Source organism: Microbacterium aurugineum (assembly GCF_023101205.1).
Classification (GTDB): Bacteria; Actinomycetota; Actinomycetes; order Actinomycetales; family Microbacteriaceae; genus Microbacterium; species Microbacterium aurugineum.
In genome coordinates, this window is sequence record NZ_CP078078.1 from 1,205,131 (window position 1) to 1,229,571 (window position 24,441).

Annotated in this window: 24 protein-coding genes and 1 tRNA gene; 14 read left to right on the forward strand and 11 right to left on the reverse strand. The window is 66.2% G+C overall.

Annotation, left to right across the window (positions count from 1 at the left end; genetic code table 11):
* Window positions 1-127: 127 nt before the first annotated feature.
* The 8 genes from KV397_RS05870 to KV397_RS05905 all read left to right on the forward strand — a co-directional run bounded on the left by KV397_RS05870 (window position 128) and on the right by KV397_RS05905 (window position 7,606).
* Entirely contained in the window at window positions 128-961 is an 834-nt protein-coding gene (locus KV397_RS05870; RefSeq protein WP_194239375.1) for a ParA family protein, read from the forward strand.
* 43 nt (window positions 962-1,004) lie between these two features.
* Window positions 1,005-1,829 carry a segregation and condensation protein A gene (locus tag KV397_RS05875; RefSeq protein ID WP_261812660.1) on the forward strand — a complete coding sequence of 275 codons (825 nt, stop codon included), beginning with the start codon at window positions 1,005-1,007 and terminating at the stop codon, window positions 1,827-1,829.
* A complete protein-coding gene (scpB, locus tag KV397_RS05880; RefSeq protein ID WP_261812396.1) occupies window positions 1,819-2,475 on the forward strand; it encodes an SMC-Scp complex subunit ScpB in 657 nt (218 codons plus the stop codon). Before KV397_RS05875 ends, scpB begins: the two co-directional genes overlap by 11 nt.
* Window positions 2,472-3,278 carry a pseudouridine synthase gene (locus KV397_RS05885; RefSeq protein ID WP_261812397.1) on the forward strand — a complete coding sequence of 269 codons (807 nt, stop codon included), beginning with the start codon at window positions 2,472-2,474 and terminating at the stop codon, window positions 3,276-3,278. The genes scpB and KV397_RS05885 overlap by 4 nt, the downstream gene beginning before the upstream one ends.
* Window positions 3,275-4,411 carry a prephenate dehydrogenase gene (locus tag KV397_RS05890; RefSeq protein ID WP_134351623.1) on the forward strand — a complete coding sequence of 379 codons (1,137 nt, stop codon included), beginning with the start codon at window positions 3,275-3,277 and terminating at the stop codon, window positions 4,409-4,411. The genes KV397_RS05885 and KV397_RS05890 overlap by 4 nt, the downstream gene beginning before the upstream one ends.
* Window positions 4,404-5,126 carry a (d)CMP kinase gene (cmk, locus tag KV397_RS05895; RefSeq protein ID WP_261812398.1) on the forward strand — a complete coding sequence of 241 codons (723 nt, stop codon included), beginning with the start codon at window positions 4,404-4,406 and terminating at the stop codon, window positions 5,124-5,126. Before KV397_RS05890 ends, cmk begins: the two co-directional genes overlap by 8 nt.
* A gap of 40 nt (window positions 5,127-5,166) precedes the next feature.
* Complete coding sequence (der, locus tag KV397_RS05900; protein WP_231555022.1) at window positions 5,167-6,639, forward strand: ribosome biogenesis GTPase Der; 1,473 nt, start codon at window positions 5,167-5,169, stop codon at window positions 6,637-6,639.
* 61 nt (window positions 6,640-6,700) lie between these two features.
* Entirely contained in the window at window positions 6,701-7,606 is a 906-nt protein-coding gene (locus KV397_RS05905; RefSeq protein ID WP_261812399.1) for an NUDIX domain-containing protein, read from the forward strand.
* A 30-nt stretch (window positions 7,607-7,636) separates the two neighbouring features.
* Here the strand turns inward: KV397_RS05905 and KV397_RS05910 are convergent, their stop codons facing one another.
* The 5 genes from KV397_RS05910 to KV397_RS05930 form a co-directional block, all read right to left on the reverse strand.
* A complete protein-coding gene (locus KV397_RS05910) occupies window positions 7,637-9,052 on the reverse strand; it encodes an HNH endonuclease signature motif containing protein (protein WP_261812400.1) in 1,416 nt (471 codons plus the stop codon).
* A 63-nt stretch (window positions 9,053-9,115) separates the two neighbouring features.
* Entirely contained in the window at window positions 9,116-9,487 is a 372-nt protein-coding gene (locus KV397_RS05915; RefSeq protein WP_194239265.1) for an RNA-binding S4 domain-containing protein, read from the reverse strand.
* Entirely contained in the window at window positions 9,487-10,155 is a 669-nt protein-coding gene (locus KV397_RS05920) for a lysoplasmalogenase (RefSeq protein WP_153244438.1), read from the reverse strand. The genes KV397_RS05915 and KV397_RS05920 overlap by 1 nt, the downstream gene beginning before the upstream one ends.
* Window positions 10,156-10,214: 59 nt before the next feature.
* Complete coding sequence (locus KV397_RS05925) at window positions 10,215-10,670, reverse strand: hypothetical protein (protein WP_261812401.1); 456 nt, start codon at window positions 10,668-10,670, stop codon at window positions 10,215-10,217.
* A gap of 36 nt (window positions 10,671-10,706) precedes the next feature.
* Window positions 10,707-11,291 carry a GNAT family N-acetyltransferase gene (locus KV397_RS05930; RefSeq protein WP_261812402.1) on the reverse strand — a complete coding sequence of 195 codons (585 nt, stop codon included), beginning with the start codon at window positions 11,289-11,291 and terminating at the stop codon, window positions 10,707-10,709.
* Window positions 11,292-11,398: 107 nt separating this feature from the next.
* Here KV397_RS05930 and KV397_RS05935 point away from each other — a divergent pair.
* A tRNA-Pro gene (locus KV397_RS05935) sits at window positions 11,399-11,472 on the forward strand.
* A gap of 246 nt (window positions 11,473-11,718) precedes the next feature.
* Here KV397_RS05935 and KV397_RS05940 read toward each other — a convergent pair.
* The 6 genes from KV397_RS05940 to KV397_RS05965 all read right to left on the reverse strand — a co-directional run bounded on the left by KV397_RS05940 (window position 11,719) and on the right by KV397_RS05965 (window position 18,121).
* Complete coding sequence (locus KV397_RS05940) at window positions 11,719-13,665, reverse strand: hypothetical protein (RefSeq protein WP_261812403.1); 1,947 nt, start codon at window positions 13,663-13,665, stop codon at window positions 11,719-11,721.
* Window positions 13,662-14,654 carry a tyrosine-type recombinase/integrase gene (locus tag KV397_RS05945; protein WP_261812404.1) on the reverse strand — a complete coding sequence of 331 codons (993 nt, stop codon included), beginning with the start codon at window positions 14,652-14,654 and terminating at the stop codon, window positions 13,662-13,664. Before KV397_RS05945 ends, KV397_RS05940 begins: the two co-directional genes overlap by 4 nt.
* A 74-nt stretch (window positions 14,655-14,728) precedes the next feature.
* Entirely contained in the window at window positions 14,729-15,649 is a 921-nt protein-coding gene (locus KV397_RS05950) for a site-specific integrase (protein WP_261812405.1), read from the reverse strand.
* Window positions 15,630-15,980, reverse strand: coding sequence for a hypothetical protein (locus KV397_RS05955; RefSeq protein ID WP_261812406.1), 351 nt, complete (start codon window positions 15,978-15,980; stop codon window positions 15,630-15,632). The genes KV397_RS05950 and KV397_RS05955 overlap by 20 nt, the downstream gene beginning before the upstream one ends.
* Before the next feature lie 762 nt (window positions 15,981-16,742).
* On the reverse strand, window positions 16,743-17,120 hold the full coding sequence (locus tag KV397_RS05960; RefSeq protein WP_261812407.1) for a hypothetical protein: 378 nt from the start codon (window positions 17,118-17,120) through the stop codon (window positions 16,743-16,745).
* Window positions 17,117-18,121: an antitoxin VbhA family protein gene (locus tag KV397_RS05965; protein WP_261812408.1), complete on the reverse strand. Its 1,005-nt coding sequence runs from the start codon at window positions 18,119-18,121 to the stop codon at window positions 17,117-17,119. Before KV397_RS05965 ends, KV397_RS05960 begins: the two co-directional genes overlap by 4 nt.
* A gap of 278 nt (window positions 18,122-18,399) precedes the next feature.
* Here KV397_RS05965 and KV397_RS05970 point away from each other — a divergent pair, with 278 nt between their 5' ends.
* The 5 genes from KV397_RS05970 (at window position 18,400) to KV397_RS05990 (ending at window position 24,387) form a co-directional block, all read left to right on the forward strand.
* Entirely contained in the window at window positions 18,400-18,996 is a 597-nt protein-coding gene (locus tag KV397_RS05970) for a hypothetical protein (protein ID WP_261812409.1), read from the forward strand.
* 157 nt (window positions 18,997-19,153) lie between these two features.
* Window positions 19,154-19,951 (forward strand): hypothetical protein, encoded by a 798-nt coding sequence (locus KV397_RS05975; protein ID WP_136042248.1) that lies wholly within the window; start codon window positions 19,154-19,156, stop codon window positions 19,949-19,951.
* Complete coding sequence (locus KV397_RS05980) at window positions 19,944-21,050, forward strand: XRE family transcriptional regulator (protein ID WP_261812410.1); 1,107 nt, start codon at window positions 19,944-19,946, stop codon at window positions 21,048-21,050. Before KV397_RS05975 ends, KV397_RS05980 begins: the two co-directional genes overlap by 8 nt.
* The gene (locus KV397_RS05985; RefSeq protein WP_261812411.1) at window positions 21,047-22,771 is read left to right on the forward strand and encodes a hypothetical protein; all 1,725 of its coding nucleotides are present in this window, start codon (window positions 21,047-21,049) and stop codon (window positions 22,769-22,771) included. The genes KV397_RS05980 and KV397_RS05985 overlap by 4 nt, the downstream gene beginning before the upstream one ends.
* Window positions 22,768-24,387: an ATP-dependent helicase gene (locus KV397_RS05990; RefSeq protein ID WP_261812412.1), complete on the forward strand. Its 1,620-nt coding sequence runs from the start codon at window positions 22,768-22,770 to the stop codon at window positions 24,385-24,387. Before KV397_RS05985 ends, KV397_RS05990 begins: the two co-directional genes overlap by 4 nt.
* Window positions 24,388-24,441 lie beyond the last annotated feature (54 nt).

Here is a 24,441-nt window from a genome sequence, read left to right on the forward strand (position 1 = left end):
GCGTGCCGAGGCGGCTGCGGAACGGGCCGCCCGGTACAATCGACCAAGCACGAACGGAGCAGGAGAATCGGTGGCTGAGAAAGTGGCGAAGTCCAGGGCGAAGGCGCAGAAGGCCGACGAGACCCCCATGGGACCCACGGGCCGTCCGTATCACGGGTTCCCGACCCCCGAACCGTTGAAGTCCCACGGGCCCGCGCGCATCATCGCGCTGTGCAACCAGAAGGGCGGCGTCGGCAAGACGACCACGTCCATCAACCTGGCCGCGGCGCTCGCCGAGTACGGCCGCAAGGTGCTCGCGGTCGATTTCGACCCGCAGGGGGCCCTGTCCGCCGGGCTCGGCATCCCGACCCACGATGTGCCGACGATCTACGACCTCCTGCTCGACACCAAGCGCGACGCCCACGATGCGATCGTGAAGTCGAGCGTCGAAGGTCTCGACGTCATGCCGGCGAACATCGATCTGTCGGCCGCCGAGGTGCACCTGGTCAACGAGGTCGCACGGGAGACGATCCTCGCCCGGGTGCTGCGCCAGGTCGCGGGGGAGTACGACGTCATCCTCGTCGACTGCCAGCCCTCCCTAGGGATCCTCACGGTCAACGCGCTGACGGCGGCGCACGGTGTGATCATCCCGCTCGAGTGCGAGTTCTTCGCGCTGCGCGGCGTGGCCCTGCTCATCGAGACGATCGACAAGGTCCGCGACAGGTTGAATCCGTCCATCACGATGGACGGCCTGCTGGCCACGATGTACGACCCGCGCACCCTGCACTCGCGCGAGGTGCTCGAGCGTGTCGTCGAAGCATTCGGAGACGACGTGCTCGAGACCGTGATCGGCCGCACCGTGAAGTTCCCCGATGCCTCGGTGTCGGGGGTGCCCATCACCGAGTTCGCCCCCGAGCACGCGGCCGCTCAGGCATACCTGCGGCTGGCGCGGGAGCTGGTCGCCCGTGGCGCTGTCGCCTAGCGGAGAGTCCGTCGACCCTTCGGCCATCGAGCGCGCCGAAGACGTGAGCAGCGGATCGGACGAGCCCGTCGGATCCGCGGCGATCGAACCGGGCTTCCGGGTCTCCCTGTCGAATTTCGACGGACCGTTCGACCTGCTCCTGAACCTCATCTCGAAGCATGAGATGGACATCACCGAGGTCTCGTTGAGCGCGGTCACGAACGAGTTCATCGCCTACCTGGGCGAGCTCGAGAACGATGAGGAACTCGATCAGGCCTCCGAGTTCCTCGTGGTCGCGGCGACCCTGCTCGATATGAAGGTCGCCGGACTCCTCCCGCAGGGCGAGCTCGTGGACGCTGAGGCCGTCGCGCTCTTGGAGGCACGCGACCTGCTGTTCGCCCGGTTGCTGCAGTACCGGGCCTTCAAAGAGGTGTCGGCGTGGTTCTCCCGTTGCCTGCAACGCGAAGACAAGCGGCACGTCCGCGCGGCACGCCTCGATGAGAAGCACCGCTCGCAGACACCCGAGCTCGTGTGGTCGCTCACCGTGGACGACTTCGCGGCGCTGGCGTTGCTGGCCTTCGCGCCCCAAGAGATCCCGCATGTCGGACTCGACCATCTGCACGCACCGCTGGTCAGCATCCGCGAGCAGGCGGCGATCGTCGTCACCCTCCTGCGCGGCACCGAGTCGCTGAGCTTCCGCGAACTCGTCGCGGGCGTGAGCGAGCCGGGCATCGTCGTGGCGCGTTTCATCTCGGTGTTGGAGCTGTACCGGCACGCGGCGCTGACCTTCGAACAACTGGAACCGCTCGGCGAGCTCACGCTGCGCTGGGCAGCCGACTCCTGGTCGGACGAGACACTCGCGAGCCTGGGGGCCGACTATGACCGATGACCTGACCGAGACCGAGACGTCGATCGACGCGGAGACCGATACCGATACCGAGACCGAGACGGCGGACGGCGGGGTCGGCGTGTCCACCGAGATCCCGCTCTCCGAGCGGATCGAGGCCATCCTGTTGATCGTCGACGAGCCGCTGGGGCTGGTGGCTCTCGCCGCCGCCGTCGGTTCGCCGGTGCCGGCGGTGCGGCAGACGCTCGAGACGCTCGTCGACGACTACGACGGCAACGGCACGGGCCCGCGGCGCGGATTCGAGCTGCGCGAGGTCGGCGGCGGCTGGCGACTGTACGTCCGCGAGGAGCTCGACCCGCTCGTGGCGGCGTTCGTCGGCGGACAGGCGCCCGCGCGGCTTTCGCAGGCCGCGCTCGAGACGCTGGCCGTGATCGCCTACAAGCAGCCCGTCACCCGCAGCCAGGTCGCCTCCATCCGTGCGGTGAACGTCGATTCCGTCGTGCGCACGCTGCTCGCCCGCGGCCTGATCACCGAACTCTTCGCCGACTCCGAGACCGGCGCGATCAACTACGGCACGACCGACGCGCTCCTGCAGCACCTGGGCATCAACTCGCTCGACGAGCTGCCCCCGATCTCCCCTCTGCTCGATGACGGCGCAGACGGCTTCGACGAAGGGACCATCCGATGACCGGTTTCGAGGCATCCGCAGGATTCGAGGGTGCGCCCGAGGGTGTGCGCCTCCAGAAGGTCCTCGCCGGCGCGGGCGTGGCATCGCGCCGAGTGGTGGAGCAGTACATCACGGAAGGGCGCATCCGCGTCAACGGCGTCGTCGTCACGGAGCTCGGACGCCGGATCGACCCCGAGCGCGACCTCGTGGACGTCGATGGCACCGCGGTGCAACTCGACGTCTCCAAGCGGTACGTCATGCTGAACAAGCCGACCGGCGTCGTCAGCAGCATGAAGGACGAAAACGGCAGGCCCGACCTTCGCCGCTTCACGGAGCAGTTCGAGGAGCGCCTGTACAACGTCGGACGCCTCGACGCCGAGACGAGTGGTCTCTTGATCCTCACGAATGACGGGGCTCTCGCCCACGTGCTCGCTCACCCCTCGTTCGGCGTGACGAAGGTGTACATCGCGAAGGTCGAGGGGACGGTGCTGCCCCAGACGATCTCGAAGCTCACCAAGGGCATCGAGCTCGAAGACGGCCCCATCGCTGCGGACAAGGCGCGGCTGCTGGACACCTCGCGCGGGTCGAGCCTGGTCGAGCTGACCCTGCACTCCGGACGCAACCGGATCGTCCGTCGGATGCTCGCCGCGGTCGGTCATCCGGTCACGGAACTCGTGCGCCGGCAGTTCGGGCCGCTCCACCTGGGAACCCTCCCGGCCGGGAATACGCGGGAACTGACTAAAATCGAACTCGGCGCGCTTTTGACCTTGTCGCGCCGTGATTCCGGTGTCGCCGAGGCGCCAGGCGAGCAGGAGAACGAATGACCGATACGACGAGTGCGCCCACGGCGCGGAGGGCAGGCGCCGTCGCGCCTCGTCTCTCCGGGACCGTCCGCGTCGTCGGCGCCGGTCTGCTCGGGGCGAGCGTCGGCCACGCACTCCGGTCGAAGGGCATCGACGTCGTTCTGACGGACGCGTCGCCCGCACAGCTGCGCCTCGCCGTCGACTACGGGGCCGGCCGCCTCGCCACCGACGACGACACCCCCTCGCTCATCGTCGTCGCCGTGCCGCCGGATGTGACCGCGGACGTCATCCAAGCCGAACTCCAGCGCTTCCCGGACGCCGTGGTGACCGACGTGGCGAGTGTGAAGCTCGAGCCGTTCCGCACCCTGCAGTCGCGGGGCGTCGACCTCACCCGATACATCGGATCGCATCCGCTCGCCGGCCGTGAGCGCGGTGGGGCCATCTCCGCCCGCGCCGATCTGTTCGTCGGGCGACCGTGGGTCGTGTGCCGCGACGAGGACACGAAGGCGACGGACCTCGCCCTGGTCGAAGCGCTCGCCCTCGACGTCGGGGCGATGCCGCTCGAGATGACGCCGGAGGAGCATGACCGTTCGGTCGCGCTCACGTCGCACGTGCCTCAGGTCGTCGCGAGCCTGCTCGCCGCCCGCCTCGCGGAGGCGGAGGAGGGTGCGCTCCGTCTTGCAGGCCAGGGCGTTCGTGACACGACGCGCATCGCGGCCTCGGCTCCCGAGCTGTGGGTGCAGATCCTCGGCGCCAACGCCGGCCCCGTCGTCGAGATCCTCGATGCTCTCGCCGCCGACCTCGGAGAAGTGGCGGCCGCACTGCGGGAGCCGAGCGCGCCCGGAGCACGACGCGTGGTCGCCGAGACGATCCGCCAGGGCAACGACGGCGTCGACCGCCTCCCCGGAAAGCACGGCCAGAACCAGCGCTTCGAGTCGCTCGTCGTCATGGTCGACGACACCGCCGGTCAACTGGGTCGCCTGTTCGGCGAGCTCGGCGAACTGGGCGTCAACGTCGAAGACCTCCGACTCGAGCACTCGCCAGGGGCCCAGTTCGGCCTCGCCGAGATCAGCGTCGACCCGGCCGCGCTGCACGGGGCGATCACCGGACTCCAGGAACGCGGCTGGCGGATTGCAGGGAACACCAATGACTGACACCTCGAACGCATCCACGGCGCCCGCACACGTGGCCGATGCGACGAAGTTCATCGCGATCGACGGACCAGCCGGTTCGGGCAAGTCCAGCGTGTCGAAGGCCGTCGCGCGCACGCTCGGCTTCGGGTACCTCGACACCGGCTCCGCCTACCGCGCACTTGCCTGGCACGTGCTCGATCGCGGCGCCGACACCTCGGACCCCGAGGCGGTTCGCGCGGCGGCATCCGACTTCCCCGTGCGTCTGGGACTCGACCCTGACGACCGCACGGTTCGCGTCGGCGACACTGACATCACCGAGGGCATCCGTGATTCTCGAGTTTCCGCCGCGGTGAGCGGCGTGGCCCGCGTGCCCGAGGTGCGCGCGCAGGTCAACGAGCTGTTCCGCGCACTGGTCGCTGAATCCGCCTACCCCGCCGTGGTGGTCGAAGGCCGTGACATCACGACCGTCGTCGCTCCGGATGCGCCCGTGCGGATCCTGCTCACCGCGGCACCCGAAGTGCGTGCCGCTCGACGCGCCGGCGAACTCGCCGGCGAGAACGCGGCTGCTGTCGCCGCGGCGCTCCACAAGCGCGATGCCTCAGACAGTGCCGTCGTCGACTTCCTCAACGCCGCGGACGGCGTCGAGGTCGTCGACTCGACGGAACTCGATTTCCCCCAGACCATCGACGCCGTGCTCACGGTGATCGAGCGAATCCAAGGAGCACACCGTGGCTGACGACGAATACGAAGGCGGCCCCGACCAGCTCGCCGAGAAGATGGACCAGCTCGACGAGAATCTCGCCGAGCAGCGCGCGGAGACTCTGCGCGCCGGCCTCTCCGACTACGAGCTGGACGACGAGGACGCCGCGCTCCTCGCCGGTGTCACGCTCGGCGAGGACGGCATCCACTACAGCCCGGCTCTGCCCGTGGTGGCGATCGTCGGACGCCCGAACGTCGGCAAGTCCGCGCTCGTGAACCGCATCCTCGGACGCCGTGAGGCCGTCGTGGAGGACACACCTGGCGTGACCCGCGACCGCGTGACCTACAAGGCCGAGTGGGGCGATCGTCGCTTCTCGCTCGTCGACACCGGCGGGTGGGAGCCCGATGCGCGTGGCATCGACCGCTCGGTCGCGATGCAGGCGGAGGTCGCGATCGACCTGGCCGACATGGTGTTGTTCGTCGTCGACGCGATGGTCGGAGCCACCTCGACCGACGAGCACGTCGTGAAGCTGCTGCGCAAGAGCGGCAAGCCGGTGTTCCTCGTCGCCAACAAGATCGATGACGCCCGGCAGGAGCCGGAGACGGCACCGCTGTGGAGCCTCGGGCTCGGCGAGCCGTATCCCGTCTCGGCCATCCACGGGCGTGGTGTCGCCGACCTGCTGGATGCCGTGCTGAAGAAGCTTCCCGAGGTCTCGGCCGTCGCGAAGCAGGAGATCGGCGGCCCGCGTCGAGTGGCCATCCTCGGCCGCCCGAATGTCGGCAAGTCGTCGCTGCTGAACAAGGCCGCCGGTGAAGAGCGCGTCGTCGTCAACGACCTCGCCGGCACCACCCGCGACCCGGTGGACGAGGTCGTGGAGCTCGGCGGGAAGATGTGGCGCCTGGTCGACACAGCCGGCATCCGCCGCCGCGTGCACATGGCGCAGGGCGCGGACTTCTACGCCTCGCTGCGCACCTCTGCCGCGCTGGAGAAGGCCGAGGTCGCGGTCGTCGTGCTCGACGTCTCGGAGACGATCAGCGAGCAGGACGTGCGCATCATCGACCTCGTCCTCGAGTCGGGCCGTGCGCTCGTCCTCGCGTTCAACAAGTGGGATCGCCTGAACGACGATGACCTCGAGAACGCCGATCGCCGCCGCTACCTGGAGCGTGAGATCGAGCAGGACCTCGCACACGTGGCCTGGGCGCCGCGCGTGAACATCTCGGCGAAGACGGGGCGTCACCTCGACAAGCTCGTCCCCGCGCTGGAGACCTCGCTGGAGAACTGGGACCGCCGCATCCCGACCGGCAAGTTCAACGCGTTCCTCGCCGAGCTCGTCGCCGAGCACCCGCACCCGCTGCGCGGTGGCAAGCAGCCGCGCATCCTGTTCGGGACGCAGGCATCGACCCGCCCGCCGACGTTCGTGCTGTTCACCACCGGGTTCCTCGACCCGGGGTACCGCCGGTTCATCCAGCGCCGCCTGCGTGAGCTGTACTCCTTCGAGGGTACGCCCATCGTGATCAACATGCGGGTGCGCGAGAAGCGTCAGCGCTGATCTGTTCCGACGCGTGTCGCACCGTGGCGCCACGACCCCGATGCTGTGAAAGGCTGAAGGGGTGACGGTCGTACCTCCTGCCTCTGGTGAGCCGCGTCGCCCGGACGGGCCGCGGAACCCGGGTGATGCCTGGGTGATCGCGGCGTCAGGCGAGAAGTACTGGGGGCGTTTCGGCGCTGCCGGGCTTCTCGCCTTTGACCCGGCCCGGGGCATCCTGCTGCAGCATCGCGTCTCTTGGAGCCACTTCGGTGGCACCTGGGGGCTGCCCGGTGGGGCTCTGCACGAGGGCGAGAGCGCGATCGTCGGGGCGATCCGTGAGGCGCAGGAGGAAGCGGGCGTGCCTGATGGGGCGGTCCGTCCTCGGTTCACCAGCGTGCTCGATCTGGGCATCTGGTCGTACACGACGGTCATTGCCGATGTGCAGGTGCCCTTTGACCCGGTGATCAGCGACCCGGAGAGCGTGGCCCTCGAGTGGGTGCCCATCGATGAGGTCGACGAGCGACCGTTGCACCCCGGGTTCGCCGCGGCATGGCCGATGCTGCGGGCGCTGCTCGAGGTGCGGCCGGTGGTCGTGGTCGACGCCGCGAATGTCGTGGGGTCCGTGCCCGACGGCTGGTGGAAGGACCGTGCGGGAGCGGCGGCGCGCCTTCGTCTCCGGCTGGAGGCGCTGGTGGTCCCCGCGGAGGATCTGGATCTCGGCGGAGACGAGTGGTTCCCCGAGGTCTCGATGGTGGTCGAGGGCCAGGCACGGGACATCGATGACGAAGCGAGCACGGTCGCCGTGGTTCGAGCCGAGGCTGCGGGTGACGACGCGATCGTCGCCGAAGTCGAGCGACGCGTCGCTGATGTGCGCACAGTCGTCGTGGTCACCAGCGACCGGGAGCTCAGCGAACGAGCTGAGCGCGCCGGTGCGGTGAAGGTCCGATCTGCCGGGTGGGTGCTCCAACTGCTCGCGGCGCACGGCTGACTTCTGCTCCAGCTTCTCCGACATCGTCATTCAGACGAACATCACGCGTCGGGGTGGCGGGTCGGCGTAGTCACGCCCCAGCGGACTGTGCCAGGTGACGCTGCCGTCCTTCTCCTGCTGGGCGTTCCAGCGATGCGTGTCGGGAATGTCCGGATGCTTGAGGGTGTGATGGCTTCGGCAGAAGTGGCCGAGGTTGTCGAGGATGGTTTTTCCGCCCTTGGCGTGATCACGGTTGTGGTCGATCTCGCACCGGTGGGCCGGCATGCGGCACCCCGGGAACCGGCAATGACGGTCGCGCGCGCGGAGGAACCGGCGCATCCCTTCGGTGGGCGTGTAGGTGTCGGTCTCGATCACCATGCCGGACGGGTCGAGGAAGAGCCGGGTCCAGCCGGTGTTACGACCCGCGAGGTCGCGGGCGATGTCGGGATGCAGCGGTCCGTGGCCGTCGAGTTCGGCGGGGTTGTCGTCCGCACCAGTGAGCGTGGTCGCCGAGACCGTGACCTGCACTCGAGCGTGAATGCCGTCGAGGCCGTCTCCGTGCGCGGCGCTGGGGTCTGCGGTCAGGAGAAGATCGGTGAAGAGATCGGCTTCCGTCTGCGCCCACGTCCGCGTGTCGACAGGGAGATGCTCGACCGTGGGGTCGGTCGCGAACATGTCACCGTCGGCGCTTTGGATCACCCTGCTGTCGTACGGGTCGAACGCTGGGTCGTCGAGCGAGAGATGTCCGGGATCGATACCTTCGCCGTCGTCGTCGAACCACCAGGGGAGAGGCGTGACTTCGCGGTTGTCTCGGGCGCGTACGACCGCGCGGGTCATGCGGTTCAGCCTGTCGGCGATCGCGGTGGCGATCCACTCGGGGAGTACGGCGGTGAGCAGCGCCAACCCGTCGTCGAGCGACTTCACCGTCACGCATCGTTCTTCGGCGGCACGTCGGTGTCTTTCAACCAGCGTCTCGCCGACGAGGGCGGCAGCGACCTGACGTGCATGCGCTTTCGTGCGCGCAGCTGTGTCTTGTTCGGCGACAACGAGAACCGCGGCCTCGAAGAGCTCCATGACAGTGGCATCGACCTTGCGGTTGCGGATGGCTTCGGCGACGACGGCACCCGCCCTCGCGATCTCACGCACATGTTGGACGCTGACGGCCCCACTCGCGAAGGAGGCTCGGACGGCGGGGAGATGGGCCTGCAACGCCTGCGCATCGGCAAAGGCGAATTCCACCGAACCCTTCGAGAGATGGCCGGCCGCGGAGAACTCCGCGACCATAGAGCGGTAGATCGCTTCGCGATGGAACGGACTTGCGGCGACATCGGCGTCGTGGAGGGCGATCTGCTCGACGAGCAACTCTGCTGCTTCGGCTTCGAGCGCCGCGATCCGACGCCTCGTCGCGACCCACGCATCCACGATGCGACGCCTTTCGTCGAGGTCGAGATCGGTCGTGTTCGCCATGCCTCCAGTTTAGAACTTATGTTCGAAAGAGTCGAGGTGTCGGAGACGACGCATGCCGGGATATCAGTTCAGGCGGTCATCGTGGCGACCGCGCAGCTTGTCGATGTCGCGGCGTTCGCGTTTGGTCGGGCGCCCCGCGCCGCGATCCCGAAGGCCGAGGGCGGCCTGTGGCTCGCGTTCGGGTGTCTTATCCTCGTAGGCGAGCGCCGCGAGAGGCGCTCCGACGCGTTTGACCAGGAGCTGGCGGACGATGAGGATCCGGTCGAATCCCGCGATTCGGATGCGCAGTTCGTCGCCCACCCTGATCTGCTGCGCCGCCTTCACCTTGTCGCCGTTCACTCGTACATGCCCCGCACGGCATGCGGTGGTCGCCGCCGACCGCGTCTTGTAGACACGGATCGCCCAGAGCCAGCTGTCGACACGTGCGGCGTCCATCACCTGGTCCGCTTCCGCAACGCGATCAGGGCGCCGGCGACGATGAGGCCCTGGCCGAGGGTGTAGGTGAGCATCACCGCCGGGCTGCTCCAAGCCGGGAGCCCCGAGGGGAGGAACAGTCGGAATGCGAGGAGCGTGTCGCTGGCGAGGAAGAACGCTCCACCGACCGCGATGAGCGGGTGGCAGCGGGCCGCGAATGCCGCCGTGCCGCCGAGCACGAGTCCGTAGACGGCGACCGCGATCAGCAGCCCGCCCGTGTGCGGGCCCACGACCGCGATCATCGCGATCCACCAGCCGACGTAGACCGACGCCCACCACGGCATCCGCCGGCGTGCGAGGTGGCTAGCGAACAACAGGATGTATGCCAGGTGCGCGATACCGAAGAAGAGCAGCATCAGCGGCAGCTCCGGTGCGCCGGGGAAGAGGGCTCCCGCACTGTCGCCGAGCCAGGAGAACAGGACCGCTGCGAGGAGCAGGATCAGTGTCGCCGGAGGCTTCAGCCAGCGCGCGGACAGTGCCACCGGAACCGCCAGCAGCGGCATCAGGAGGAGTTTGGTCGGGCTGGCGAGCGGACGGTCCACCGCGAGGAGCACGACATGCAACAGCGAGACCGCGGCGTACGGGAGGAACGCCCACATGATGGACGAGGAAGGCGTCCGCCGCTGCATCTCCCCATCGTAGGGGCGCGGCGTTGCAGTCGCAGGGCTCGTGGTCTTCACGCGGACACTCAGGATTCGACGGTGACGTGATCGACGGTGTCGTCAACGCCCAGGTGTGCAGCGGGCCAGTAGCCCTCGGGGAAGTGTTCGCCGCAGGTGTCCGTCAGGTGCAGGACCACGGTTCCGTCGGAGGAGGCCTCGATCGTCTCGAGTGCGAGGTCGGCGAAGGCATCATCGAGTTCGTGTGGCTCGGGCTCACCGGTGCTGAAGTTCGTGACCACGGCGTCTGTCGCGAGCCGTCGCAACACATCGAGCCGCGCGATGACCTCGCGCAGACGGGGGAGGAGCGGCGTCACCTCATCGACAGTTGTTCCTTCGAGCATGAGGTCGAGCTCCGTGCCTGCGACCGAGACCCTGCCGACGAACCAGTCATGGGTGAGTACGGAGCCATCGGTGAGTTCGGACGTTGCCCGGGTGAAGGCGCCGAGCTCGGGGTCGTCGATGGTCGGGTGCGCATCGGTCATGCTTTCACGCTAGTGGCTGGCGAGCCCGCTGCACGCTCATGCGGTGAGGTCGAGCGCGACGAGAGTGCGCCCCGGCTTGAGTTCCGCCCTCTCGGTGAAGCCGGCGGCCAGGAACGTGCCGAGCGTGCCGTGGAACAGGTCGTTGGCGCGCTGCTTCTCGCCCCCGGTGTCGACCGGGTAGCCCTCGATCACGCGGGCGCCGGATCCGCGCGCATACTCGACGGCGGCGTCCAGCAGGATGCGGTTGAGTCCGGCTCCGCGATGCTCTCGCCGGACGACGAAGCACGTGACCGCCCAGACCGACTCGTCGTCGAAGGGCTCGGTCGTCGCGGCGGCGATGATGCGGGTGCGGGGGATCCGTGCTTGGCGGGTGCGGGGGCCGATCCGGATCCATCCGGCAGCCGCGCCGTCGATGTACGCGACGATGCCCGGCGGTGGTCCTTCGTCGATCTCGGCGCGGAACATCTCGGTGCGCTGCGGCGTCGTCGTCGCGTTCCACTCCTTGTTGGTCAGCACCGGCCAGATGCACTGGCAGCTCGCCCCGTCGCCGCCGCCCGTGAGCGCGTGCTGGACATCGTCCCAGCGGGGAGCGGTCGCCAGCTCGGTCGTGATCGTCGCCATGCACGTGACGGTACGCGCGACCACCGACACCCGCAACGCCTCGGTTCGCGGAGGCGGTCGAGATGCGGCTAAGATAGGGGAGTTGCCTGCGTGAGAGTGCAGAACAACGGGCTGTGGCGCAGCTTGGTAGCGCACTTGACTGGGGGTCAAGGGGTCGCAGGTTCAAATCCTGTCAGCCCGACCGAAGGGCTGTTGGCAATACTGATTGCAGAACAGCTAGAGAAAAGGGAAGGGCACCTGCTCGAATCAGGTGCCCTTCCCTTTTTCATGTCTGCGGCGCTGGATTCCGGTTCAGATAGTTGGATTCGACCGATTCTGGGGCCGAGAAGTCGAACGCGCCCGGTTTTCGGGCGCGTTCGATTGTCCTGGTGTTGCGGGGAGCGTGCCGGGCATGCCGCCGGCGGGTGTTGTCAGTGAGGGGAGGAGCTCAGGTACGCATCGGTGTCAGCGCGAGCACGTCATGCACAGATGACCCCGGCGATGTCGAAGATGATGTTCGACCGCCCCTCGGGATGGTGAGGTCACCGCTACCCGTGGTCTTCGTGTACCGGTTCGCCCAGACACGGTCGCGGCGGCGGATAGTGTGCACGCGTGGGGTCGTGCGCGCTCGTTCGATCTCTTGGTCGCTCAGGAACGCGGCGATCTTGCGAAGGTTGTGATTGACGATCAGGATCGTGACGAGGATCTGCGCTGCCGTGATGCCGCGAACTCGGCGGCGGCCAGCGGTCTCGATGTCCGCGTCGCCCGATGCCTTGAGCTGATCGTTCCCGGACTCGACGGTGTTGCGGGCGTGGTCGTGGAAGGTCTCCCACTCCTCGGTGCCGTAGTCGAAGGCCTGCTGGGGTGACTGCATTTCGGTGAGGTCGAACGCGGCTGAGTGCTTCTTGCAAATGGTGTCGAGGAACTCTTCTTCAAGTGTTTCGGGCTCGACCTCGGGGCGGGCCTTCTTGGCCGCGCTGAGCATCATCTCGCGGAGAGGGCAGGTGACGGTCGGGCTGGGGCCGAGGGCAGGGCAGCGCAGCATCACCTTTCCATCGGCGACCTTCGCCTTCTCCTTGACGTGCAACTGGTACGCCTTCCGCTCTTCGATGCGGGCACGGTGCGTTTGAACGTCGATCACATCGCCCAGACGATCCGGTGTGGCGTTCAAAAGGGGCTTCGGCGTGCTCGGGCAGTATGCATCGCCTTCGACGAACAAGGCGCCGTGCTGGCCACCCTTGACCCCGACGCGGTCGGATCGGTAGTCCGTGGACGGAGTGAACCCGGTCTTCAACGCCGGCTTCAGGAGTCGGAACGGCTTGGCGTTGGCCCAGTACTGCTTGTCCGCGTCGGCGACACCAGGGGCGAGGTCGAGCATCGCTGCGGCTTCAAGGAGGTGCGCGGCTTCTTCGGCGACCTCCATGTTCGGGATACTGAGCGACGCTGCGACCACGAGGCTCGGGAAGCGCTTTGAACCGGGCTGTTCAGCATCGACGCGGACGGCCAGGTTCGCCACCCACCCCCAGTCATAGTCCGCCGACTTCCCACGTTCGGGCGCGGTCTGGTCGACCTCGCCCTTCTGGTTGTCGACCCGCTCAGCTCTTCCGCTCTTCACATGCCACCCCGCGAAGGCATCCACGGGCCCCGGCGAGAGCTCGCCGAAGTTGGCTCCCTGCTCAGCCTTGACCTTGCTCGCAAGGTGCTTGCGGCTGTACCCCTTGGTTGTGGGTGTGCCGATGTAGGTCTGGTCGAAGGAGACGTCCAACTGCTTCGAGGCGCGACGGACGGCTCGAGGCTGAACCATGAACGTCATGCGGATGAACAGGCGGGTGTACTCGTCCAGGCGTGCTTTGTACTTCTCCGCACGCTCTGCGTCGTGATGGCGAAGGATCTCCTGGATTTGGGTGTGGGTCTTGGCGGTGTAGAGCTCCTGCGGGTATGGATCCATCAACGTCTTCATCCGGTGGAACGCGCGAATCGTGTTCGTATACCAGCGCTTCGTCGTGGCGACATGGGTAGCGAAGCTCGTGGGCGTCTCAGGCAGGTCGAGGAGCTCACTGGACTTCGTGGAGAGCCTGTGCTGCAGCACGTACGCGGCCCGACGGATGTGTAGCGGCGCCCCCTCCTGGGCAAGAAGAAGAAGCGCAGTGAGCAGCGCGCGGAAGGAGATCCTCGCGGGTCGTCCGCCCATTCCGTCGCGGTTGGCATCCTCGGCGGCCCAACGGTCGAGCTGCTCGAGGATGCCGGACTGCCTGACGCGAGTTTCGACCAACGCTACGGTCGAGTCGTCGAACTGCTGCAGGTTGCGGCCGCGGCCGAGGATCTCACGCTCGGTGATGCCGCATTCGTCGTTGTCGTCGAAGGCGCGGTAGTAGTCGATGTCGATGGAGGTCATCGTGCGACCTCCGCTCCGACGAGCTGGGCGGTGAAGTCGGCGACGTCGAGGACGTTTGCGTGCGCGTAGTAGCGGACGAGGGTCGTGTAGTGCTCGAAGCCGGCGACATCGCGGAGAACGGGCAGCGGCACGTTGTTGTTGATGTGGTGCAGCAGCCATGCCGCGCGAAGCGCTGCCGGAGTCGGGCGTACGGGCGCGGGGTGGTCGGTGAGGAAAGACTGGATGATGCGGGGCGGGTACTCGGCGATCCGCGGGCCACGGAACAAACGCTGGTCGGTGTCGGTGCGGCCGTCGATGCTGCGCAGCAGCACTCGAGCCCAGGCGCGACGGACGGGCACGCGTCGGCCGCGCTTGCCGACGACATCCACCAAAACGACGTCGCCGTCGCGGTGGATGTCGGAAACGCGGACCTCGACGATCTCGGCCGCGGTCAGCCCGGCACCGCCGGCCAGTCCGAGGAGCGCCTGAGCGTTCTGACGCTTCTTCATCGTTGTGAGCGAGTTCGCCCAACTATGCATCGACGCGATCTGCTTCGTGGTGAACGGGGAGCGGACCATCCCGTGCGGTGCTGAGATGGCGATGAGGTCGGCATCGGCGAGCTCGCGGCCGATCTTCACGAGCTGGCGAGACACGCCCCACCTGTGACCTTCAGAGCGGTTCTTGTGAACCGTCGAGAGGAATCGGTCGATGTTGCTCTGGGTGTAGACGCGAGGGATAGTCAGCTCGGTACCGGTGCGTGCCCAGACCCACATGTGGAAAGAGGCGGACATCGTCATCAGGCGGCGGGTCACGTCGAACGAGTGCGGCAGCATGGCGGCGGCGGTCTCGACGGTGAAGGACCGCGTAGCCGCCCACGCGCCAGCCATCGTGGCGCTGTTCGGGCGGAATTTGACGATGATGGGCGCCGCCAGCTCGGGCAGCTGGGGGTGAGTGGTGAGCAGCGCTGCGGTCTCGTCGAGGATGTCGCTGAGTCGGTGGTTTGGGTTCATGACCACCGTGTACGCGGCCAGTCGCCAGAGTGTGCGTGCGGCGTGTCGCACTACCCGCCCCACAGCGCACCGGCCTAGTCCCGAGAGCGTTCGAAGTCGGACCTCGATGGCGGGAGCGGTGCCCGCGACGGGAGGAACAGTCGAATCCGATCTAGCGCCGCAAGGTGCTCGAGCCCGGCGATACGGAGAAGGTCACGCGGCGGCGTACCCGCTTGCAAGTGGGTAAGTAACCAAGTCGTCCGCATCCGCGCCGGCCGCACATCCAGCTCCGTTGTGTGTCCGCGATGCAGGAAGTCAGTGACCTGCGCCGGCCGCACCCCCGCACGTCCGACACGAAAAACCCACTGGTCGTCACCCAGTTCTCCTATCGCTGCGCGGAGTCTGGGTTGCCACGCAGGGAGTACCGGGACGAGCCGTGGTCGCCCCGACCACACGAGGATGTGGATCTCGTCTCCGCGCATGTCGATGTCCCCGGTGCGCACGGACAGCAGCTCCCGGGTCGCGAGGCCTGCTCCGAACCCCATCGCGAGGAGGACAGCAGCGTCCCGACGGCGGACAGTCGACCCCTGTGCGCTGGCCCAGCTCCGGAGGGCGGCGATCTCGGCTGAGGTATATGGCGGAGTGGGATCAGACCGAGGGATAGGGGATGGGACGTCTGAGGGTGGAGTCACGGCGTCGACGATGGTGAGGAGGACGGACCGATAGGTGGCCCTGCTGCCGCGCGTGAACGACTCCATTCCTCGGTGGACGTACTCTTCGATCACTCGACGCCGGAACATCCGCGCGACGTCGAGTTCCAGGCCCTTGGTCTGCCACGCCCAAAGCACGAACGCCGTCGCGACCGGGTACAGCGAACGTGCCTCCCGGCCCGTCCGACTTGCCGTCTTGTTCACTGCGGCGGTGACGACCGGCTCCAGCGTCGTCCAGTACCGCGCCGCCTTCTTCGGTGCGAACGCTCCGTCGTCCGCCTCATTGTCAACGCTGGTATCGGTCATGGTCGAGCTGTTCCCGCTGACGGAGCGGCGTTCGTGGCACCTGGTTGATGCCCAACACCGTGGCGGACGTACGGCGAGTGAACAACACTCCGGGGATGTCTCGGTCGATGAGGAGAACCATTGGGGCGCCGACTCGGCATGTCGCGACGGCGACCAGCGCGGCGGATTCGGGATCGAGCACCGCACGGACCCCTGTGCCCACCTCTACCGTGCGGGTGACCTGACGCTTGTTCATGTCGAGGCGATAGGCGACGCCGTCATCCGTGGTCACGACGAAGACGCCGTCCATCTCGTCGAGCACCCGGTCCTGCGGCTCGTGGTCGATCTGCACGATGGCGCCTCCTTTCGGGTGCCAGCAACCCTACGAAGCCGTCGGCGGCGACTCCGCCGACTCAGCGACACTGCCGCGTGCACTCGGCGTGGTCTGACAGCAGGGGCACACCGCGCATAGGTGCATTGGGCGAGCCGTCTCGCCCATGAAAGGACCCTGTGCGCGCGTCGACCCCCGCAGAACTCCACGCTGAAGCCGAACGACTACGACGGGCCGAGGGGCCTATCGATCCCGTGGCCGACCGGTTCGCCGCGGTCGTTACCCTGGTCCTCGACGACCAGGTCGTACCTCAGCGCCGCGCCGTGAACTGGATCAGGTCACTGCATGCGTACGAAGATCACTGGCGAGAACTCGGCCGCGCGCCGCGCGAGAACACTCGTGCCAAGGCGACCCTCACGGATGAGGAACGTCACCTCGGCGAGTGGGCTCGATACCAGCGTCGCTTCGAGGGTGGCCTCAATGCCTATCAGCGTGCTCGGCTCGACGTCTCACCCGCGTTCGAGTGGGATCCCCTGGATCGCGTGTGGAATGAAAGGTTCGAAGAATGCGAACGATTCGTCGCTGCACACCGCACCCTTCCTCGACTACACGCGGCAGATCGAACGGAGTTCCTGCTGGCACGCTGGCTCGGCCGCCAACTGCTGAGACTGCGAAGCGGTCGGCTGGAGAAGGTTCGCACTCATCAGCTGCACCGACTCCTCCGAGAAGCGCGACGAGATTAGCTAGGTCGCACCGTGTGGTCACTCGCCGCTGGAGGACTTCTCAGGAACTCCACGACCACGCGTCGTGCCTCGCCTCCAGAAGAATCTCGTCAAGCCCACCGGCGAGCATCTTCTCAATAGCGGTGGGTTCGCGGTCAGGGTAGGGCGTGTTCAACCACTGCGCCCAGGTCCAGCGACTCGGGGTCCCGGTCTGCAGAACGCGAAGGACATCGGTCAGCCCGTCGACCACCCTCCCTTCGTGCAACTGGAACGCGGGGAAGAAATGGACGTCGTCGTCAGTGATCAGCATGAGGAGTCGAAGCGTGCGGCCGGCTTCCACCACCTCGGCTTCCGTCCATTCGAGGGCGCGGGCCATGCTCACCACGGTGTAGCAGGGGCCGATGATCCGAGCCCAGGGGTTCGGTTCATCTTCGGTCACTGCTCATCCTCGGGGTTTCGAGTGTGGCGCTGGCGGACGTCCTCGATGATCTCCTCGAGGCTGCGGAGTCCGTCGATGTAGTCCTGGGCATCACGAAGCGCTTGAGCGGAGGGCCTCAATCCGTCCAAGACTCCCGAGTGCAGGGACTCGGCTACGCTGTTCATCCGCTGCTCCCGCGCATTACGAAAACCGTCGTCGTCGGCAAGTCCGCGGAGGATGGCCAGGCTCGGCGTCGCCATCCTGAGGTTCGTCATGTCGAGGATCCCGAGGTTCCACTCGTGACCTTCGCGCCCGAGACTCGCCACGCGACGACCATCTGAAGTCTGTCCGCCCGCCCCGACATGCAGGTGCCCATGAGCGAGGAGTTCGGGATGCACAGCATCCCAGACCTCGCTGACCCGCGCGCGCGACGCCGCGGACGCCTCCAACGCCGCCTTCGGGAACCGATGCGGGTTCGTGCGGAGGATCTCACGGACAGGGCGGACAGGGGTGTTGGCGGGTGACTCGTGGGTGAGCATCAGGTCGGCGGGGCCGCCGGCTATGGCCTCGGCGACACTCTGGTCACTGATTGCCTCTTGGGGCCACCAGGTCAGCCCTTCGATCCTCGACTCGCGGTCGACAGAGGTGGCGCCACCCAGTGACAGCACGGAGCGCCCACCGATGGTGAGGCGCGCAGGCCGCGGGAGCAGCCACACGAGCTTGGAGACCCGCACGGCTTCGCCGGGGTACTTGTTCATGAGCGGGGCGATCTCACCCCACGGCTCATGATTCCCTCCGGTCACGTAGATGCCTGTGATGCCCGTCTCAGTGAGCGCCTTGTCGACCTCTTCCGGGGGCATCCACCAGTCGCCGAGCTGCAAGATGGTCGTGACGTCCGGCGCGAGGTAGGGGAGTGCCCTCGCCAGCATCCGGATCCAACCGACGTTGCCGTGAACGTCCCCCAACACTGCGACTCGCTGGTCTGGCAGCGTGATTTCGGCTGCGTGTTCTAGAGCGTCCACGGGTCTCCCATCGAGATGACGACGCGATAGACCGCGCTGGCGCGCACGTTGATGATCAGCGTCCCAGGTGGGTGGAGTGCAGGCACAGAGCCGTCGCGCGATCTGTCGTTGGGTCGGCGAAACGTGCGCGGTACCTAGGTACGTGAATCGCTCGGGTCGGTCGCGAAAGGGATTCGGCGGCGTGGCCCTCCCGTTCCCACGGCGGACGATTCCATGTGGCCCCGTGGGCTAGATCGAATAATCGAGGCCGTTGTGCAACATTCTGAGAAGATCGGGTTGTGAAGCGACCACTTGGATCCTGGCTGGTGCTCTCCGGGCCGAACAAGGACGGATCGCGCCACATCGGCATCCGCGTTCTCCCAGATGCCGCACGCCAACTCGAGAAGCGAGGCTACATCGTCGCGAACAAGATGTACGAGCGGTCCGTTGACCGGGGTCTGATGTCGAACATACGCATCGGCGACGTCTTCGATGTGCGGTTCGATGGCGACAAAGGCTGGTGGGCGTGGCGAGGCGGCGTCCGGCTCGGACGCCTGACATGCTCGTTGAGCAACTTCGAGGCCAAGGAGTGGCGAGAGGCTATGCCACGCATCGACGAGGGGACTTTGCAGGTCATTCGCCTCGTCGTCGACGCGGGCGGGATCGTGGTGAATGCTGGTGGGATCGTCCGGCCGCTCGGCGACGCGATCCCGCCGGTCAAGAAGGCGGTGCCCGATGCTCAGGAGCACGTGCCTACCCTGCGCGGTGTCGTTGGTACTGCGGGCGATGTACGTGTCGCGAAGGAGACCGTCGACGGTTCTCCGCGAGCGGGGCGGCAACCTGCCCCGCTGCCACGATCACGAAGGAGCATCTGGGAGCGCCTGACCAGGCAGTGACCCAGCGGTCTACCTGTTGGCGCCCAGCGTGCCCACTCACAGCAGTGAAAAGCCTGCTCACCCGAACTGTGTCCCATCCAGGATGACTTGCAAGCATTCGACACGCCGAGAGTAAAAATACAAGCACCATCTACTGGGAGTCGTGTACTTTAATCCCATGACCGCAGAACACGAGGCCCTCTCCGAGCTCCAGATGTCCGGACTGCTCGATGTCTTGAAGTGGGGTGCGCCCGTAGCGTTCGCTGCGACGGACCAGCTCTTCGACGAGGACCAGGGCCACGATCAGGGCGTCGTCGGCTATCTCAACTTCAAGCACCTTCGAGACCTCCTTGACCGGGCCACCTCGAATGGTCGTTTCAGGCTGGCCGAGGGCCTCGAGAGCGTCGGCGAGGATTTCCTCAAGCGTGGCATCACACCCGAGGCCTTCGACTCGATGCCGAGCCTTCATGAGGACTTGGTCGGACGCCGGGACTACAAGCAGTCTCCCGGCTGGGCTATCCAGGGGTACCGCGTGCTCCTGCAGTCCTTCCCCTTCGGAAAGATTGACGAGATCAAGTGGGTGCAGCGTAGCGACGCGAAGAAGCGTGTCGCTGACCAGCTATTCGTCCGCGACAACGCACTCTTCGACGATGAAGAGTTCGGCTTGGAGTCCATCCCAGGCATCCCAGACGATGATGACTTCGCTGGTGTGACGCTTATCGCAGCGCATGCCTTCCACCCCGCAACCAAACAGTTCGAGCTGTATATCGGACAGAGCAAGAACCCCGGGTACCCGGGAGACTCGTGCTGGCACTGGAAGGAACTGCTGCTCTCCGGCGGAGCTCCGACGGGCGGTACGGGTCTCCCGGTCACACATCAGATGCCGAGCGGTGGAGCCTCGACTGACGTCGACGACGTGCCGGTACGGATCAAGCGGGCTGGTGCGGGCGAAGGGGCGGGCGCGGCGAATGGTTGAGGCGCGTCGACCATCTCAGACGCTCGCCGCCGCGGCTTCGTTCTTCAACGGTGAGCGCCTCACTATGGCACGCCAGCTGAAGGGCCTGAAGAAGTCTCACCTGGCGAGCCGTATCGAGATGTCGCCGGCCTCGGTGACGGCATGGGAGAGCGGCGCCAAGCAACCTAACCGGGCCACGGTGGCGAAGCTCGCTTTAGCGCTGCAGGTGGAGCCCCAGTTCTTCGGGGGAGGAGCGCCGCCGAAGGCTAACAAGCCGCACTTTCGTTCGCTCCGCTCGACACCGCAGATCGCACAGGACGAGGCTGAGGCCTATGGCCGGTTCGTGGCGGAGATCGCCGGGATGCTCGAGAACGCCGTCGAGTTCCCTGAGGCGCTCCTGCCCGACCTGCCCGTGGATCCCGACGAACGTTCGATGACTCCCGAGGAAGCCGCGCGCGAGGCCCGCCAGTTCTTTGGCGTCGGCCCGGGACCGGTGCAGCACGTTGTGCGGCTTGTCGAGCGTAGCGGTGTAGTTGTCGTTTTCAGCGAGCCGGGGGTGGCGGCCATCGATGCGTACTCCTTGCATTCGGCAACCCGGCCGATCATCGTTCTGAACCCGGTGAAGGACGACTACTACCGGCAACGCTTCGACGCCGCTCATGAACTCGGGCATCTGATCATGCACCACGACGCTGAACCGGGTGGCAAGGTCGCCGAGGAGCAGGCTAACCGTTTCGCTTCCGAGTTCCTGATGCCCGCCGAAGAGATCGCCCCTTTCCTGCCCATTTCGACTGCGGGTAAAGCGTGGGCAACGCTGGCCGAGCTAAAGGAGTACTGGGGCGTCAGCCTCGCCGCGCTCCTCTACCGCGCGCGTGCTCTTGGTGTCATGAGCGACGTCTCGTACCGCAACGCGGTTATCCGCATGTCACAGAATGGTTGGCGTCGAGCGGAACCGGGACGAATCTCGTCGCTGGAGATGCCGTCGATATTGCCACGCGCCCGGGAAGTGCTGCATGAGGCCGGCGTAGACGAGGCCTCCTTCCTCGCCGGATCAGGCCTTCCAGTGGAGCTATACAAAACCGCGGCGAGCCGAGTGCCTGTTGTGGCGGCAGCATCATGAGGGTCGCGAGGGTCAGGATCGAGCGTTTCCGCGGCTTCGAGAGCGCAAGCGTTGTCCTTCCCGCTGATGCGGTTGTCGCTGGAGAGCCGCAGGCAGGACGAAGCGATTTCGTGGAGGCGCTTCGTCGTGTGCTCGATCCGCGCAGCACCCGAGTCCGCGTCAACCCTCTCGATATCTTCCGACCTGTCCGTGGCGACTCAAGCGAGCTATTGACCGAAGTTGAGGTCACACTTTTCGATCTGGGAGAGCATCTCGAGACCCTGTTCAGCGACAGCCTTGAAGCGTTTGACTCAGAGACCGTCGAGTCGGCCGGAATGGGGGGCGCGAGCCACGCAGTGCTTGGTGTTCGACTTTGCTACCGCATTCGCTACGACATCGATGCGGATAGTGGTGATCACTGGGTGGACTTCCCGGCGCGGAGCGACCCGGCAGCAAGCTCTTTCAAACGCGTTAGTCGGGTGGAGCGAGAAGCTCTTCCGATCCAGTTCATCGATAGCGCGCCAGCGCTGCAACTTCGCGCAGAAGGCGCGCTACGAACCCTGCTCGCGGCGTCTGATTCGACCGCGTTCGACGGTGTTCTCACGCAGCTCGATGAAGACGTACGTTCGGCGACAGGTGATTTCTCGAGCGCGCCGGTCGTAACCGAAGTGCTCGACAAGGTGTTGAACGCGGGCCCGAAGACGCTGTTCGGCGTCGACGACGCGGACAGTATCGACTTCGTCGCCGACGACGGATCGCTAGCGGCACTCCTTCGAGCTCTGCAACCAGCGCTGTCCCTCGGCGCGGCAGGATCCTTGCCCATCCGATCCCAGGGGTCCACTGTTCAGAGTGTTTTCTCGGTGGCCGAGGCGATTGCGGCCGCACGCGAGGCGGAGTCGGGCGTTGTGGTCATCGCCGATGACTTCGGCGACGGTCTGGACGCCTCATCCTCCGAGTACATGGCGGCTCTACTTCACTCCACCGCGGGCCAATCCATCCTTACTACCCGTCGTGCCGAGGTAGTCCGAGCGTTCAAGTCGGATGAGCTGATCCGCTTCGTGCACACCGCGAACGGTCGCGCTCAGTATCGGCTCTCGAGCACCACAGATAAAGCTTCCCGCGTCACGCGACGGCTGGTACTCGACCAATTGCTCGCTGCGCTCAGCACGCGCACGGTCGCGCTCGTCGAGGGTCCCCTCGACGCCGAAGGGTACGGTGCGCTCTCCGCGCGACTGTTCAAGAAGACGGGCAAAGACAAGTACGGCCTCGCCGCCAACGGAATTCGACTGATCGCTCCACCTGGCTCTGATGGTGGCATCACGCGGTTGCCCGCCATGGCCAAGGTCGCATTGGAGCTGGGGTTTCGAGTCCGCGCAATCGTCGACAACGACAAGCCCGGACAGGAAGACCCGGCGGTTGCCGAGTTAGCTGATCTCTGCGAGCAACTTGTGGTCCTTCCTACACGCACCGCAGTCGAGGCGGCACTCATCCGGGGTATTCCAGGCGAGAAGTTGCGCAAGATCGTTGTATCGCTCGCAGATCTCGGGATGCCGGCGTTGCCCGAGGAGGTCGAAGATGATGCAATCGCCGAACATCTCCTCAGCAAGAAGATCTTGAAGAAGCATGGACTTGGGCCTGCTTGGGTCGAGGCACTGACAACCCCACCGCCGACCGCGCGCGCCGTCATCGAGGCGCTTTGCGCTGGTGCCCCAGGACGGATCGACGTCCTCCCGCCATCATGACCTGGGAAGCACAGAACTCCGAGCAGGCGAAGGTCGTCGCGACGGAGAAGGAGTTGACGGTCGTGCTCGGCGGCGCCGGGGTCGGCAAGACCACGAGCGCACTGGCAGCTGCTGCTGCACATCTTGAGCGCGTTCGGGACTCTAAGTCCCACGAGAAGGTGCTGTTCCTTTCGTTCTCGCGGGCCTCCGTGGCACGGATCTCTTCGCGAGCGAGCGCGGTGGTGGGGAGGCATGCGGGCCGTATCGATGTGATGACGTTCCACTCGCTCGCCTTCTCAGTAGTACGACGATTCGGGAGCCTGGTTGGGCACGGCGACGCTGTGCTGGTGAGCCCGGCGCGAGAGAAGCTCGGACTCGCGCCGAGTGAGATCGGATACGCGCGGTTGATCCCACTAGCGCTGGAGATCGCGCGAGCATCGCCAGCGGTCGCGGGGCATCTTCGGTCGCAGTGGGGTCTTGTAATCGTGGATGAGTTCCAAGACACCGACGATGCGCAACAGGAGTTTCTCGGGCTGATCACCCCGACCAATCGCGTGATCCTACTCGGAGACCCGAATCAATGCATCTACACGTTCCGTGCTGCTGAGGGGGTCCGTGTTGACAGGATCGATGACGCGTGTGTTGCTGCAGGAAAGGAGAACACGGTCATACTTCCCGAAACGTCCTTTCGGGATCCGTCGGGGGTCATTCCGGCGGTGGCGCATGCCGTTCGAAAACGTGCCTTTGGGGCACCGGCACTCGCTTCCGCCCTCGAAGGCGGTCGCCTAGTTGTGCGCTCCGGCATCAGCCTTATCGATGAAGCGTCCACTGTGGCGCAACTCGTGACTGAGCTGAGCGCGGAGGGGCTCGGTGTTGCTGTATTCACCCATCACAACGACATGCTCGCTTCTCTGTCGGACGCGCTCGAGGCGGAGGGGATTGAGCACGAGATTGCTGGATTGAGCGATGCACTGGCGGCGGCCCTGGACGCGCAAGCGACAATGATGCGGTTCCGGTTTGGCGATGCGACCTGGGACAGTGTCATCGAGTCTATTGCGGTGTTTCTGACCAGCGCGCAGCGTGGACCGCAAGTGCCAGCGCTTGCGGTACATGTGTTGAATGGCACCGGTCCGCAGACGCTCCGTCAGCGCCTGGACGCGTTGCGCGACCGGCTCCTCGAAGCTCCCTCCGTTCACGTCGTAGTGCACGAGGCGCGCGTAGCGCACCATGCCCTGGGGCTCCCTCAAAAGTCTGGTGCTTGGGAGCAAGCAGGAGTGCTCCTCGCTGTAATGAATGCTCGGGCAGCGCGAACCGGTCGAGATCTGAGCGACACACAGATTGTTGCCTCGATTTGCGTCGAGGCGCGGGAGGCAAGCTACGCGGCACTCACCGACTCAGCGCTGGACCCGCGGGAAGTGCAGCTGATGAATCTGTACCAGACGAAGGGACGAGAGGCGGATGCGACCATCGTGGTGCTTCGTGAGGGCGATTTCATGGGCAAGGAAACAGAGCCATTCCCGAACACTAGCCGACTGCTCTACGTCGTCTTCTCTCGAGCCCGCGAGCGGATCATCGTGTTGCTCGTCGGAAGCAGATGGCATGCCGCCGTCGCACCGCTAGCGCGGCTAGCGGTATAGGCGGATTCGGTGCCTGGACACGTATCGCCATCCGCCCAGGTCACCCGCGTCGCG